Raw genomic sequence first — 14,881 nt, 5'->3', positions numbered from 1 at the left:
AGCCGGAAGTCCCTGCCGAATTGCGCGCCAGGGACAGCAACTTGCTCAGGGGGAATTTCGCAGCGCACCTGGCAATCCATCCGCCGCAATAGCCCGAAAATCTACTGGCAGCTTTTTCATCGCCCAAGCATGTTCGCATCCGTGCCGGACGAACGGAAGATATTGACCCAAGCGAAGCCCCACATGTCTTGCAAATCGGGCCGCCCGGTGCTCGTTTGAGTAGATGAAGATCCGCGGCGGGTACCGCCCCGCGCCGCATATCGCGGCAAAATCCGATCTTAGCAGCGCCCTGGAAAAGCGCGTCCTCGCGACGAAGCGGGTTTGCGGCGATGCGCCAGCTTATTGGCCCGCCAGACACAATGTCTGGCATGCCCGATGGCGGCCCGAGCTGATCTGAAGCGTGCGCAATCCAGACAGGTTTGGTGAACGACCCCGCTATCATCGTACGTCGGGAGCGGGTTTTAGCAAGGTTGTCGGCGCTGGCGCGACCATGGATAAATCACGGCCCGACAATCAAGAACGTAAGCGCACCGGCGCCCAGCGATCGTGAATACGTCACTCGGTGAGCGTGCCGCTTCGGCTGAGGCAATGGCTGGAAGCGATCGAGCGCCCATAGCAGTCTCGGCCTCCTTCGGCGCTTCGGCAAAGGTGCATGTCTCAGCATCCTCAAAAAGTGGCCTTGAGACCAAAGGAGACTGACATGGCTTGGAACGTCGCCGCGACTCTGTCTTTCCACGGGCCCTTGAGCTGCCCTTTGTCGGTGTCTAAGCTTTCTTCGTCGCCGCGGGTGTGAAACACCCGATCGAAGGACCCCCGCAGATACAGCGAGGTGCATGGCGTTACCGCGTAACTAACCGCGATATCGGCTCCCATCGTCGGTGCTGTGTATAGGTCACTGTAAAAGCGATGCTCGCCCCAGTGGTCGTCTATGTCCTCGAAGCCGATGCTCAGGCCAGCTCGAATGCCGCCACTGACGCTAAGGTCACCGAGGACTTGTTCGCCGCTCAGGCTCACGAAGCCAACCGGAATTTTTTGCCGATTGCTGATGACTTTATGGTTTCCCGACCAGATTTCCTGTCGGTCGCGAAAGAGCGGATCCCCGCTGGATTCGATGCCGTATCCCCCAAAGGCTGTCCACTTAACATCGGTATAGCGCAAGCCCGCACCGACCGCGAGACTGCCGGTCTCATTGCTGCCGACGATCCGGTCAACCTCGATCGAACCGGCGAAATAGTGATCGAGGTCGGTATCGGGCATAACCGCGCGGCCGCTCCAGCTGTCGTGGAGCTTGCTGGCCCAATCGCGGTCGAGCATGTGCCCGTCGCCGCCAATACCGACATCGAATCTGCTCTTTAGGCTCCATTCCTTATCGATGGGTGCACTGACCCCAACCGTCAGCAGAGTGACCTCTATGCTCTTCCAATCCAGCTGGCTGACCTTGTGATTGTGCCAGTCGTGCTTCCAGTAGACAAATTCCTGGGCCCTGATGTCGGCAAGACCGATTTCGCCGGAAACCACGATGTTCCCATTGTCGATGTAAAATGGGCCCTTCCCCTCGGCAGCGAACGATGGCGCCGACAACAGGACACAAGAAGTGATGACGGCCTTGAAGGTGACGCGCTTTGCACGCTCACTGGCTTTTTCATTTGGCACATCAGTGTGGGGCCTTGACCTCTTCGCCGCTGAACTGCGGGCGGCTGCTGTTGGCCGATTAGGTGCGCTTCGCAGCGGCGAAAAAGACCGTGTTCCACCCTTCATGGACTTTTGAGAATGCAGCATGTCGTTGTCCTTCGTCTCAGAAGAATGGGAATTGTCAGGACGGTGCAGGAACGCCACGCGAGTATGCCTGGCTGTCGGCCGACCGATTTAGGTGACCGCTGGCGGGCGCAGGAATAGTCCCTTTTTTCGGCAAGGTGAGCGCCGATAGAGCATGCGTGGCTTAATAGGGATGTCGGAGGACCGCGGGCCTGCCTGCGGATGCGCTAGAATATTGGTCGGCCAGGATGTCGATACTGACCTGCGGCGGACGCACCACCGCTGTTTGGATTGTCTATCTGGCGAGGCTGTCATGGCTCCTGCTCGTGCGTGCTCCAGAATCGCTTGTCTTTGTCCAAGCAATTGCCAGGCCAAACGGGAAACCGGCCCAAGAACCTGCTCACTCACACAGCGGCGTTGCACCCTCGTCAGAAGGCTGACAACGGGTGTGTCGGAGAGGCAACGGAGTTTGTCTGAGTTCCATGGACGGAGGCGAAAATTCAAACCTAGGTTGAAGCATCGAGTCTGACCGCTGCACGTAAGCGTGCCTGGTGAGGATCGGCGGCGGGGAGATCGGCCGCTCGAACCGGGGCACGCGAAGGTGACGTCAGAAACCTGGTGCAGCTCGATAGAGCGGTGGTCACCGGTGCTTTTTCGAACCAGGCGAGGTGTTCGGCAACCGACCTCCGCTGCCGTGCCGCTCGCGTGTCGTTGAGGGCCCGCTCGCGGGCGGCTTCGTCACCGCCGAGCGGCGGGACATGCAGAAGGCGTCGTGCTAGGGGTAAGCTACCCATGCCTGTGTCTCACCGCCTCAGCATGACCGAAATGCCATGGCGGACAAAGGGAAAATATTGGGCAAGGCGAAGCCCGACATGCCTTGCAAACCGTGCCGCCGCGTGCTCGCCTGAGTAGAGTCCGACAAGTAGATTCGTAGCATGATAGAGCGGTGCCGCCGACAGCCGAAGACAGCTTTCGTATCTGTGGAGCATGTCGGGGTCGGCAATGTCGTGACCCTTGCGAATAGCCGTCAGTATTCCATGGGCGAGTTGCTGTTGGCCGCCGAGGCCGATGTTGAAGCCATGGGCGGTCACCGGGTGCATGCCGACAGCAGCGTCGCCGACGAGTGCGGCGCTTTGAGCCCAGAAGCTGTGCGCCCAGGTCGTGACCAACGGATAGATATGGCGTTTGCTTGCAAGGGTCATTTTTCCGAGGCGCCCTCGACACCGGTCCGTCAATTCGATCAGGAACAGATCGTCGTCTAAGGCAAGAAGTCTATTGGCCTCGTTTGCGCGCAATGTGAGAAGCAATGACGACTCGCCTTCCATCAGCGGCAAGATCGCTATGGTCTGATGGTGATCGAACCATTCGATTGCGAGCTGATGGTGGGCGCGCTCGTGCCTGACCCGGCAAATCACCATCGAGCTGCCAAGCCGATTGATGTCGGCGGCGATGCCGAGCAGGTCGCGCGTGCGCGACAGACGCGAATCTGCTGCAACGAAAAGCCGAGCGGTCAAGCGCCTGCCGTCGGAAAGCTTTACGACCGCCCCTTTGCGGCTGTTGGTTACACCAACGACCGAGTGGCCGCATAGCAGCTGGACACGGTGGTGCGTGCGGATGATCTTGAACAGGGCATCGCGGATCCGACAATTTGGGACCAGAAATCCGAGTGGTTCTGCAGATCCTCTTGGAGGATCGAAACACAGAGCGAAAGGGCTCGATCCGTTGAGCACGCGCGCGCCTTGCACTGGTGACTTTTGACCAGCGGGGATGGCGTCCCAGGCGCCGAGCTCGCGAAGGATGCTGATCGAGGCGAAGGTCAGCGCGATCTCGCGACCATCGAAAGGCGGCTTCGCCAGGCTTTCGAGGGCCTGCTGCTCAACCACCGCCACTTTGAGATCGCTCTCTGCAAGCGATGCTGCGAAGGAAAGTCCGACCGGCCCGGCTCCGGCGACGATGATGTCGAAACTGTCGTCGCACCTGGCCATCAGCGCGCTGCCATCGCGTCGGCTATCTGGGTGAGGTGCTGGTTGCGTTGAGCCGCAATCCGTGGACCGGTTGCCCTGGCTGCCAGTGTGCGCCGCATTGCCTCAAGCAACTGGACATAAGAATGCGCATAAATCGGCAACGAAGGATGCGGCCAGCAACGCAGCCGATAGGACCGCGGGCCGAGCCAGGCAAATTGCCAACCAGCAGGAGGGATTCTCACCACGTCGGTTCGCTGAAGGTAACGACCACACTGTCCGTTAGACATGCATTCTCCCTTGAAGTATTGGTAGACGTAACCACGCCGCTCAGAAGATAACCTTGATCTGGATCAGCCAGACGCGGCAAAGCCGACAGCGGCGGGTTTTATGCTCGACTGGTCAACGGCCCAAGAAAATGTCGGCCATGTGGTCACGTCATCCTGGAATGACGGGCACCCCTCCGGCGTACGTTCGGCAAACTTAACCTTGGCTGATCCGTTTTTCGCGCCCGTCGCATCGGCTCGGCAGCCTTTCTAAGCAAACATCGGACGCTCCTGTCTGCCATGCGAGGTACTTTGTCACATCAGCCGCCTGCACGGAGGAACGGGCGACAAGTCCTTCGAGCGGTAGGGCTAATTGAACGTCGCTTGGCGAGCTCGCTGTGGGAGCCTTGGTAGTCTGGCCCCGACCAAGTCGACCCGGCTGACCACCGCCATCCGTACAATCGCCAGCACGGTGATCAGGTCAGCGTTCCAGCTTGTCGTCCCAGTCGATGAGGATGCGCTCAGCGGCCCCGTGGAGATCCTCGTATTGACCACTCCTTAACGCCCATAGAAAGCCGGATAGCCCAAGCGCGCCAAGGAACAGCGCTGCTGGTAATAGGTAGACGAGCGTCGTCATGAGGGCTGCACCCATGCGCGAATGCCAGCGCGCGTTGCCGAAGGAGCCGTCGTGGTAGGTGCAAAGCCTTGCAGGCGCAGCGCGTTTCCAATGACAAGCAGCGACGAGGCGGACATGGCGATGGCGGCGATCAGCGGAGTGACGTGTCCAAGAATAGCGATCGGCACGGCAATCGCATTATAGGCGATCGCGATGGCGATGTTCTGGCGGACCAATCGTCCCGCCCTCCGCGAGACGTCCAAGGCAAGGGGTACCGCCCATAGGCTCTCGCGAAGGAATACGAAATCCGCAGCGTTGCGGCTAATGTCGGCGGCGGTGGCCGGAGCGATCGAGACATGCGCCGCGCCCAGCGCAGGCGTGTCGTTCAAGCCATCGCCGACCATCAAGACCCGGTGACCATCATTGGTCAGCTGCCTGATCCGCTGGACCTTTCCCGAGGGCACGAGAGCGGGGGTAAAACGGTCGAGCTTTAGCGCGTCGGCGACTACGGCGCATGCGGCGGCCGTATCGCCGGACAACATTTCCACCGTAAGTCCGGCATGTTTCAACTGCGCAATGGCCGTGTCCGCACCCGCCCGCAAGGCGTCCTCGAATTTGAAGGATACGACGAGCCTTCCGTTTCGGGTCAGCACCGTCTCACCGGTTTTTCCTTCGGCACCGATGCGACCCTTGCTGCCGGCCCATCCCCGCCTGCCCAAGCGCCAGGTGCCGCCCGCGGCAATCGCTTCGATGCCAAAACCCGGATGCTCTCTCACTTCATTGAACGTCGGCTGCCCGGCCGGGCTCGCGAGGCCGGCGAACGCCTGCGAAAGCGGATGGCGGGAATGCGCGCCCATCGCGGCGGCGATGGCCAGCATTGCCGGATCGATAGACGACCTGTTGACGAGCCGGGGTTTTCCCAGCGTCAGAGTGCCCGTCTTGTCGAAGACCGCCGTGTCGATCGCCGCCAGGCGTTCCAGGGCCGACCCGTCCTTGACCATGATGCCGTTGTCGAACAGTCGTCGCGCGGCGACAACCTGGACGATGGGCACGGCAAGGCCGAGTGCGCAGGGGCAGGTAATGATCAGGACGGCGATGGCGATCGTCATCGCCCTGTGCCAGTCTCCACTGGCGGCCATCCAGCCAAGAAACGTCGCGAACGCCGTCAGGTGTACCACCGGCGCATAAAGCGCGGCAACGCGGTCTGCGATCCGGCGATAGTGGGCGCGGCCGCCCTCGGCGGCCTCCAGCAGACGGACCGTTTCCGCCAGGAAGGAATCCTTGGCGGCCGCGGTCGCCTCGACAGTCAGCGGGCCGGTCAGGTTGAGCATGCCGGCCTGGACCAGTTCTCCCGCGTCGGCGTCTAGTGGTGTGCTCTCGCCCGAGACTAGTGAGCAATCAATGTCCGACGTGCCTTGAACGATCCTGCCGTCGACGGGCACCCGTTCGCCAGCGGCGATCAACACACGCATGCCCGGTTCGATCTCGCCGACCGGCAGATAGTCGCGTGCGCCGTTATCGCGCAAGACCATGGCACCGCGGGCAGCCAGCCGGGACAGGCCCTTGACGGCGGTTCGGGCCCGTTCGCGCAGCAGGTGGTCGAGCGTCCGGCCGATCAGCAGAAAGAACAGCAGCGATACCGACGCGTCGAAATAGGCGTGCTCGCCATGAATGACTGTCTCGTAGAGGCTCATCGCATAGCCGAGCGAAACTGCGACAGCGATCGGGACCTCCATGTTCATGCGGCCATGTCGCAGCGCATTCCAGGCCGACCGGAAGAAGATGCCGCCGCCGAATGCAAGCGCGGGAATGGCGATCAGCGCCGAGATCCAGTGGAACAGATCGCGGGTCGGCCCTCCAGCGCCCGACCAGACAGAGACCGACAGCAGCATGATATTGCCCGCAGCGAAGCCTGCCACCGCGACTGCCCGGACCAATCCCGAAAGCATCGCGTCCTTCTCGTCGCCGTCGGTTTCGAAGAGGTGCGCCGGATGACCCAGTCCTTCGAGCGTGGCTATGATCGGCGGCACCTCACCTTCGCGCCATTGCACCGACACCCGTTTCGTCGATAGGTTGACGCGCGCGCCCTCGACGCGGTCGAGTTTTGCGAGTGCTGCCTCGATCGCCTGGATGCAGGCTCCGCAGTGGACCGTCGGGACCGACAAGTCCGACTGAATGATGCCGTCGCCAAGACGGCGGCTTGCCAGCCTGATTTCCTGGTTCGAGGGCAGGTCCGGCGTCACCCTGCCTGGATCCGGAACCATCTCGGCGCCAGGTGCACAGCAACTCATTGCAACGCCCCATTGGAAACGATGATTCGGCGGACTTCCCGATAGGGCTTCGCAAGACCTGCGTCCGCGTCCACCTCAGCGATCCAGACGCCATTGCGGGGCGTATGCCGGGCCGCGTATTCCTGACCGGAGGCAAGGGCTAAAGTGATGGAGTAGTCCTCGGCTTCGTAGGCGGGATGACGAAAGAGCACCTTGACGCCATGCAATGCGACAGGCTTGCCAGCCGCATCCGCGAGGCTGTAGCGAACCTCGCCACCGACAATGGTCAAATGGCTCTTCCAGCCAAGGGCCGCTTGAGCGCGGCCTTCATCCGCGTTCTTGTTGAATTGCTGGCTCGCCACATAGGCGTTTTCGACGATGAGCCCGGTCCAGCTTGTAGTGGCAAGCGTCGCCATCAATGCATTGACGCTGACGACCACGCTGAAAAAGGCCGAGATGACGAGAAGCATGTGCCGGCCGGTGAATTCGCGAGGTTGCTCTGTTTTAGTGCTCACCTGGTCGTCTCCGGCGCGTTGAAGGTGGCGATGTATCGGTCCGACTCCAAACCGGCCTGATCGTTTGCGACAAACGTGAAGGTCTGTGTCTGGCCCCGGAGCTGATTGGCGGGCTGGCGCACGAAGATTTTCAACGTTTTGAGGCGGTCGGGTTCGACCGGGATAGCGAAGGAACGGCCTGCGGGCAGGTCAGAGCCAACGAGGTTCATTTGCGCGCCTTCCAGTCCCTGCATCGTGACGACTATGGTTCGCGGCTCAGGGGTCATGTTTAGCAGCTTCACAGTGTAGCCGTTGCGGATGGATCCATCGGACAGCGTCACGAATTGCGGGTTGCGGTCGTGAAGCACGTTCACCTGGAGCCGGTTGCGGGTCATCAGTGAAAAGAGCAGTCCGATGCCGACCAGTGACCACAAGCCCATGTAGACAAAGGTGCGCGGACGAGAGATCTTGCGAACGTGGAAATGCGTCAGATTGTCGGAGAAAGCGCCGCCGGCGGTCCGAACGAGAGTGGGATCGATCGGGTGGGTGCCGCCTGCCGTCGCTATGGCCATGTTGGTGTTGTAGTCGGAAAGCGTCGCGTAGGAGATCAGCCCGCGTTCGCGGCCGAGCTTGTCCATGATGTTGTCGCAGGCGTCTATGCACAGCGCGCAGGTGATGCATTCGAGCTGCTGGCCGTCGCGAATGTCGACCCCCATCGGGCAGACCGCCACACAGGCCTTGCAGTCGACGCAGTCGCCGACCGGCTGGCCGGCCGCCAATGCCTTCTTGGCATGGCGTGACCGCGGCTCGCCACGCCAGTCGTTGTAAGTCACAGTCAACGAATTTTCGTCGAGCATGGCGGCCTGGATGCGCGGCCACGGGCACATGTAGGTGCAGACCTGCTCGCGCATCAGCCCGCCGAACAGATAGGTGGTTCCGGTCAGAACGCCGATGGTGACATAAGCGACGGGCGCGGCGGTTCCGGTGGCGACTTCGCCGAGCAACCTAGGCGCGTCGGCGAAGTAAAAGATCCAGGCGCCGCCGGTGACCACCGCTATGACCAGCCAGATCGCGTGCTTCGATGCTCGCAGGACCAGCTTGCGTGCGGTCCATGGTGCGGCGTCCAGTTTCATGCGGGCATTGCGGTCGCCTTCGACGGCGCGCTCGACGACAAGGAACAGGTCGACCCAGACCGTCTGCGGGCAGGTATAGCCGCACCAGGCCCGCCCGATCGTCGATGTAAGGAGGAACAGGCCGACGCCGGCCATGACCAGCAGGCCGGCGACGTAGTAGAATTCCTGCGGCCAGATCTCGATGAAGAAGAAGTAGAAACGACGGTTCGCCAGATCGATGAGAACGGCCTGGTCGGGGGCGAAGGCGCCACGATCCCAGCGCAGCCAGGGCGTGAGATAATAGATGCCGAGCGTGATCGCCATGACCAGCCATTTGAACTGGCGGAAACGGCCGGAGGCGCGCTTGGGGAAGACCTTCTTGCGCGCGGCATAGAGCGGCTGGCGTGTCGTGGCGGAGTTGACCGCTTCGGCTTCGAGCCATTTTATCTGCTTGTTATCAAGCACGAGAAGCTCCGGTGACCAGCGACGATGTTCGCGCCCGACACTCGGCCACGGGTTCTGGCCGAAGGTCGGGCGACCCTTGCCGCATGGCGGGCAGCGTCGCGTTGAGGAAGTTCAATCGCGGACTGCCGCAACGCGGTCGAGGCCCGGCTCGCGCCGGGCCTCGTCGCTTGGCGGGGGGAGGGCCGAGAATAGGCCGCCGCCTACTCTCCGCCGCCAAGCGAATGGACATAGACTGCAAGTTCCTTGACCTTGATCTCGCCGAGGCGCTCGATCCACGCTGGCATCACGCCTTGTTTCGGGGTGCGCACCTGGGCGGCTATCGCCGTCTCGCCTGGTCCATAGAGCCAGATGGCATCGGTCAGATCGGGTGCGCCGAATTCCCTGTTGCCCTTTGCGTTCTCACCATGGCAGACAGCGCAGTTTTCCGCGAAGACTTTGGCGCCGGGCTCAATCAGGCTCTTGTCCTTAATGGTCCCCGAGAGGCTGGCAACGAAAGCGCTGACCTGGGCGATCTGTTCGGGCTTGAGCACATCGACGAAGGCAGGCATCTCCGACTGGCGGGTGTCATCATCCGCGGTGAAACGAATGCCATGCGTGATCGTCTGCTGGATCTCTCCCGTCTTGCCTCCCCACAGCCAATCGTCATCGTTAAGGTTCGGAAATCCTTTCGAACCTTGCGCGCCGGATCCGTGGCACTGCACGCAGTTGACCTTGAATGCAGCACCGCCTGCGGCGACAGCAAACTCGCGCAACGCGTCGTCGGCAGCGATCTCCGAGACGGTTTTCGATCCCACGGCCGCGACATATTTGGCCTTGGCGGCTTCGGCCGCAGCCATCTTGTTCTTGACGTCATTGCGGCTTGAATAGCCGAGCGCACCTTTTGTTGCAAAGGTCAGCATCGGCCAAGCCGGATAAGCGATGGTGTAGCCGATCGCCCAGGCGATGGTGACGTAGAAGGTGACCACCCACCACCGCGGCAGGGGGTTGTTGAGTTCCCTGATGCCGTCCCACTCATGACCGGTGGTTGAGATGCCCGACATATCATCGATATACTGCGTGCTCATGATCAGTCGTCTTTGAAGGGGATGTGTGCGGCTTCATGAGCCTGACTGCGACCGCCCGGTCTGAGCGCGAAGGCAACGCATCCAGCAAAGAAGAGCACCATGGCAAGCAGGCCACAGCTGTCGGCAAACTCGCGCATCAGGTTGTATTCCATCGGTTTGTTCTCCTCAGCGGTAGCCGGCGGCTTCGTCGTAGTTCTTGAAGTCGACGAGCGTGCCGAGCATCTGCAGATAGGCGACCAGCGCATCCATCTCGGTGACCTGTTGCGGATTGCCGTCGAAGTCGCCGACCTTGGCTTTCGGATAGCGGCTTTCCAGTCCGGACGTGTCGGCGTTGGGATCGGCCTGCGCCATCAGATCGGCGTTGGCTTGCACGACCAGGTCGTGGGTGTAGGGGACACCGACGCGCCGGTTGGCGACGAGGTGCATGGAGAAGTCCTTCACCTCGATCGGTGTATCCTTCAGGAAGCCATAGCTCGGCATGATGGATTCCGGCACGACGGAACGCGGATCGGTGAGGTGCTGAACGTGCCAGCTGTTGGAGTAGCGGTCGCCGACGCGTGCTAGGTCCGGCCCGGTGCGCTTGGATCCCCACTGGAACGGATGGTCGTACATCGACTCGGCCGCCAGGCTGTAATGGCCGTAGCGCTCCACTTCGTCACGGAACGGCCTGATCATCTGGCTGTGGCAGAGGTAGCATCCCTCGCGCACATAGATGTTGCGGCCGGCGAGCTCGAGCGGGGTGTAGGGGCGCATGCCCTCCACCTTCTCGATCGTGTTCTCGAGATAGAAAAGCGGCGCGATCTCGACGATGCCGCCGACGGTCACGACCAGCAGGGACCCGACGAGAAGTAGCGTGGCGTTCTTCTCGATCAGCGCGTGCTTGTCCATCAAGCCCATTTTCTGGCTCCTGATCGCGCAGGCTGGAGGGCGGCGACAGAGCCCGGCATCGGATCCTCTTCTCGTTGGTGGCCAAAGATGGTCATTGTGATGTTCCAAGCCATGATCAGTGCACCGGAGAGGTACATGGCGCCGCCTGCGGCGCGCATGACGTAGTAGGGATGCATGGCGGCGACCGTTTCGGCGAAGGAATAGACGAGGAAGCCCTGCTCGTCGTACTCGCGCCACATCAGGCCCTGCATGATGCCGGAAACCCACATCACGGCCGCGTAGACGACGATGCCAAGGGTCGCCAGCCAGAAGTGCCAGGTGACGAGGCGCAGCGAGTAGAGACGCTCGCGGTTCCAGAGCTTGGGCACCATGTAGTAGATCGCGCCGAACGAGATCATGCCGACCCAGCCAAGCGCGCCCGAATGGACGTGGCCGATGGTCCAGTCCGTGTAGTGCGAGAGCGAGTTGACGGTCTTGATCGACATAATCGGCCCTTCAAAGGTCGACATGCCGTAGAAGGCGACGGCCGCGACCATCATGCGGATGATGGGATCGGTGCGCAGCTTGTCCCAGGCACCGGAGAGCGTCATCAGGCCGTTGATCATGCCGCCCCAGGACGGCATCCAAAGCATGATCGAGAACACCATGCCCAACGTCTGCGCCCAGTCTGGCAGGGCGGTGTAGTGGAGGTGATGCGGCCCGGCCCAGATATAGAGGAAGATCAGCGCCCAGAAGTGGATGATGGATAGACGGTATGAATAGACCGGGCGGTTCGCCTGCTTGGGCACGAAGTAATACATCATGCCGAGGAAGCCGGCCGTCAGGAAGAAGCCGACGGCATTGTGCCCGTACCACCACTGCGTCAGCGCATCCTGAACGCCCGAGAAGGCGGAGTAGCTCTTGGACCCCAGGAAAGAAGCCGGCATCGACAGGTTGTTGACCACGTGCAGCATCGCAATGGTGATGATGAAGGAGAGGTAGAACCAGTTGGCGACGTAGATATGCGGTTCCTTGCGCTTCAGGATGGTGCCAAGGAAAAGGACCAGATACGCGACCCACACGATTGTCAGCCAGATGTCGACGTACCATTCAGGCTCGGCGTATTCGCGGCCTTCGGTGATGCCCAGCAGATAGCCGGTCGCGGCCATGACGATGAAGAGCTGGTAACCCCAGAAGACGAACCAGGCGAGATTGCCGCCGAACAGCCTGGCGCGGGACGTGCGCTGCACGACATACATAGATGTGCACAGAAGCGCATTGCCGCCGAAGGCGAAGATGACGCCGGAGGTATGAAGCGGCCGCAACCGGCCGAAATTGAACCAGGGCTCGATGTTGAGGTGAGGGAATGCAAGCTGGAGCGCAATGACCACGCCGACCAGCATGCCGATGACACCCCAGAACACCGTTGCGATGGCCCCGTAGCGGATCGGTCCATCCATGTAGGCGGAAGGGTCGATCGGCGCCGCGGGCTTGAACTCGGTGTTGCGCATCAGCATCGCGTTGAAGCCAGCCACGGCGAAGAACAAAACCCACATGTGCTGGCGAAATGGTTCATCCACCCCGAAGCCGGCGGCTACGAGGGCGCCAAAAGCAAAAAGGCCTAGAAGGACGATCTCTGTGCCAAATTTCATCGCAAGTCCCGATCTGGAAATTCCGGCGGACGCCAATCCGCGTCGCATCAATTACGCAGTCGCGGCCTGTTTGCCCTGATCCATGTCAGAGCCGCACGATTTTACCTCTGGCAGCATCGAGTTCGGTGCGATGACAAGGTGGCGATTGAAGGAGGAGCGCGGCACGACGAAGCCCGCTTACTGCAACAAGGCCCCCTCCCCGGGCCGCTGCGGCGTGGTGGCAATCGCGGACAATCTGATGACGCCAGTGGGGCTGCGAAGTATGGCCGATGGCTTGCCGACGTCGACAGGATTGGCGAAGCGCGACCGCCCCGAAGCCGGGCCAATGGCAAAACCAAGACACGCGGCAACATTGCTGGCCAAACCAAACATTTGGCAATCTGTGCCAAGGCCTTTGTCCCCGACGCTGCTAGCCGCTCGGATCGGACGGGACCGCTGGTCGCCTCTGGCGATGCCGGCGATCGGCTCGCTATCTACTTCAACCGCGGTACGCTGATGTCGAGGTGGTCAGAAGGTTATTTCATGACCACGTCACGCCTTCGGCAGAACGTCGCGGACGGAAAACCTTGCTCAACTTTCTTGGAGTTGCCCCTGGCTGGTCATCCATCGCTACGCTTTTGGCCCCTCCTTCTCAATAAAGCGATCGTATTCATGATCCGACGAGGTTGCAGCCAGGCGCGGGATGAAATCGCGCCCCCATGCCGCAATCCGGGCCGTCATCTGTGGCACCGTACTGCCCCGATGGCCAAAGAGGATATTCGCCCTCCCCCGGCGACAACGTCGTCATTCGACGTGAATTCATCGGATCGTGACTATGCCAGGTACGACATGTTTGCGCGGGCGATCGTCGGGCGACTTGCAAGCCAGGTGGAGGCCTGGCTATACGAGAGGTCTTCGCGCAACTTCAAAGGGAGACATACTGTCGTCGGCAGTTTGGGTTCGAATAGAAAGCGTGGGTCAACCCCGCACAGCGGTTTTCTCACCGCGGCTCGATCCCACTGAAACCGCGGCTGACTCCATGAGGTGTTTAAGTTGGAAAAACCGGAGAGAGAAATTTGACAACCGGTAGCAAAATCCCGGTCCGGATCGAGTTGGAGGCCGTTAGCTCACACACGGTCGAGCGCTTCGAAAATTCTCTTCGAAAGCACCCTGAAATCGAAGAATGCTATGCGGTGAGCGGCAAGACGGATTACCTTCTATACGTCTGCGTAAAAGACATCCGGGGCTACGAAGAGATCCACCGGGAAGTCCTTTCCCGGCTACCTGGGGTAAGAAAAATTAGGGCGGATATTCCTCTACGTCGTGTCGTTCCGTTTTGATGAATGGCGCGGCCCGAGCGCATCCACGAAATCTTCATTTAGGCGGAGGTAAGGCCAAGCGCGTCTAAATTGCCGAGAGGCTGGCTCACGTTGCTGGCGATTGATACGAGAGGAAGATACGTGCTGACCGAGCCCTACGATCTGGTCTGGTCGAAACCGATGACCGAAATCGCAAGGCAGTATGGCATCAGAGGCCAGCATGTGGCGCAGACATGCGATGCGTATGAGATCGCTCAGCCGCGTGCCGGCCATTGGCGCTCGCGGGCGCAGGCATGTGAGGCCGTGGCCAACGGCTAGTGGCGAAAAAAACCGCCGAAGTTCTCGCCAACATTTCGTCAGCGCGATCGCCTCGCTGGCCTCGGCCAGCCTCTTCGCCGTCTTCACCTACATCAAGCCGTATCGGATCGACGTTTCCGGCCTGTCGACGGCGACCGTGACCTGGGTGCTGCTCTTGTTCGGCGCCGGCATGACCATCGGCAACATCATCGGCGGCAGACTGGAAGCTGATGCCGACGTGTGATCGCCACGCTCCTCGCCATGGCCCTGCTGTTTGTCGTCTTTACCAAGCCCGGTGCGATTGCCGCGGTAGCCGTGGCCATCGTCTTCCTGTGGGGGATGCTGATCTTCATCGTCGTGCCGCCGCTGCAGATCCGAGTCGCTTCATGGACCGGAGCCGATAAGCGGCCTGAGGCGGTCCAGCAAGGCCTGGCGGTCGGCGACGAGGGTGTCGAGGTGGAGCGGCCGGCCGGTGGGCGGCTCGGCTTCAGCCAGGCGTGCGGTCAGCGCCCGGGTGGCGTCGAGGACGAAGACGCCGCAATCATAGGTGTTGTCCTGCTGGGCCATCAGCACCGGCTTCAAGCGGGCGCCCAGCTTTGCGGCGAGCTCTTGTGCCAGCGCGCTGTTTTGGCCGCCGGAGGAGTCGTAATGAGAGGCGAGCGGCTGGGAGCCGCGCAGATCGACAAACAGCAGCGACCAGTGGGTGCCCTGCTCGCCAAGCGCGGCATTGTTGAGGGGAAGGAACACGAAGTCGGTCCTGGCGT

12 protein-coding genes and 1 pseudogene are annotated in these 14,881 nt (G+C 61.2%); 2 read left to right on the top strand and 11 right to left on the bottom strand.

Going from position 1 to position 14,881, the window contains the following annotated elements; translation table 11 throughout:
* Nucleotides 1-666: 666 nt before the first annotated feature.
* The 10 genes from RFM98_RS28815 to ccoN all read right to left on the bottom strand — a co-directional run bounded on the left by RFM98_RS28815 (nt 667) and on the right by ccoN (nt 12,522).
* The gene (locus tag RFM98_RS28815) at nt 667-1,836 is read right to left on the bottom strand and encodes an omptin family outer membrane protease (RefSeq protein WP_320311944.1); all 1,170 of its coding nucleotides are present in this window, start codon (nt 1,834-1,836) and stop codon (nt 667-669) included.
* 722 nt (nt 1,837-2,558) lie between these two features.
* Complete coding sequence (gene ubiM / locus RFM98_RS28810) at nt 2,559-3,740, bottom strand: 5-demethoxyubiquinol-8 5-hydroxylase UbiM (RefSeq protein WP_320311943.1); 1,182 nt, start codon at nt 3,738-3,740, stop codon at nt 2,559-2,561.
* Between the two features lie 723 nt (nt 3,741-4,463).
* Complete coding sequence (gene ccoS, locus RFM98_RS28805) at nt 4,464-4,619, bottom strand: cbb3-type cytochrome oxidase assembly protein CcoS (RefSeq protein WP_320275776.1); 156 nt, start codon at nt 4,617-4,619, stop codon at nt 4,464-4,466.
* Nucleotides 4,616-6,889 (bottom strand): heavy metal translocating P-type ATPase, encoded by a 2,274-nt coding sequence (locus RFM98_RS28800; protein ID WP_320311942.1) that lies wholly within the window; start codon nt 6,887-6,889, stop codon nt 4,616-4,618. The genes ccoS and RFM98_RS28800 overlap by 4 nt, the downstream gene beginning before the upstream one ends.
* Nucleotides 6,886-7,338 carry a FixH family protein gene (locus RFM98_RS28795; RefSeq protein ID WP_430682359.1) on the bottom strand — a complete coding sequence of 151 codons (453 nt, stop codon included), beginning with the start codon at nt 7,336-7,338 and terminating at the stop codon, nt 6,886-6,888. The genes RFM98_RS28800 and RFM98_RS28795 overlap by 4 nt, the downstream gene beginning before the upstream one ends.
* A 41-nt stretch (nt 7,339-7,379) precedes the next feature.
* Nucleotides 7,380-8,939 (bottom strand): cytochrome c oxidase accessory protein CcoG, encoded by a 1,560-nt coding sequence (gene ccoG, locus RFM98_RS28790; protein WP_320311940.1) that lies wholly within the window; start codon nt 8,937-8,939, stop codon nt 7,380-7,382.
* A gap of 200 nt (nt 8,940-9,139) precedes the next feature.
* On the bottom strand, nt 9,140-10,003 hold the full coding sequence (gene ccoP, locus RFM98_RS28785) for a cytochrome-c oxidase, cbb3-type subunit III (RefSeq protein ID WP_320311939.1): 864 nt from the start codon (nt 10,001-10,003) through the stop codon (nt 9,140-9,142).
* A gap of 2 nt (nt 10,004-10,005) precedes the next feature.
* Entirely contained in the window at nt 10,006-10,155 is a 150-nt protein-coding gene (locus RFM98_RS28780; protein ID WP_320253014.1) for a cbb3-type cytochrome oxidase subunit 3, read from the bottom strand.
* Between the two features lie 13 nt (nt 10,156-10,168).
* The gene (ccoO, locus tag RFM98_RS28775) at nt 10,169-10,900 is read right to left on the bottom strand and encodes a cytochrome-c oxidase, cbb3-type subunit II (protein ID WP_320253015.1); all 732 of its coding nucleotides are present in this window, start codon (nt 10,898-10,900) and stop codon (nt 10,169-10,171) included.
* Nucleotides 10,891-12,522: a cytochrome-c oxidase, cbb3-type subunit I gene (gene ccoN / locus RFM98_RS28770; RefSeq protein WP_320311938.1), complete on the bottom strand. Its 1,632-nt coding sequence runs from the start codon at nt 12,520-12,522 to the stop codon at nt 10,891-10,893. Before ccoN ends, ccoO begins: the two co-directional genes overlap by 10 nt.
* Before the next feature lie 1,055 nt (nt 12,523-13,577).
* Here ccoN and RFM98_RS31440 point away from each other — a divergent pair.
* The gene (locus tag RFM98_RS31440) at nt 13,578-13,841 is read left to right on the top strand and encodes an Lrp/AsnC ligand binding domain-containing protein (protein ID WP_430681829.1); all 264 of its coding nucleotides are present in this window, start codon (nt 13,578-13,580) and stop codon (nt 13,839-13,841) included.
* 343 nt (nt 13,842-14,184) lie between these two features.
* A pseudogene (locus RFM98_RS28765) lies at nt 14,185-14,498 on the top strand (MFS transporter); the annotation flags it as partial.
* Between the two features lie 3 nt (nt 14,499-14,501).
* Here the strand turns inward: RFM98_RS28765 and RFM98_RS28760 are convergent.
* The coding region (locus RFM98_RS28760; protein WP_320311979.1) for a Ulp1 family isopeptidase at nt 14,502-14,881 on the bottom strand (380 nt) is incomplete at its 5' end.

The organism is Mesorhizobium australafricanum (assembly GCF_033977265.1).
GTDB classification, from domain to species: domain Bacteria; phylum Pseudomonadota; class Alphaproteobacteria; order Rhizobiales; family Rhizobiaceae; genus Mesorhizobium; species Mesorhizobium australafricanum.
Note: the sequence above shows the minus strand (reverse complement) of the source record. Positions and strands in the feature narration are given on the sequence as shown.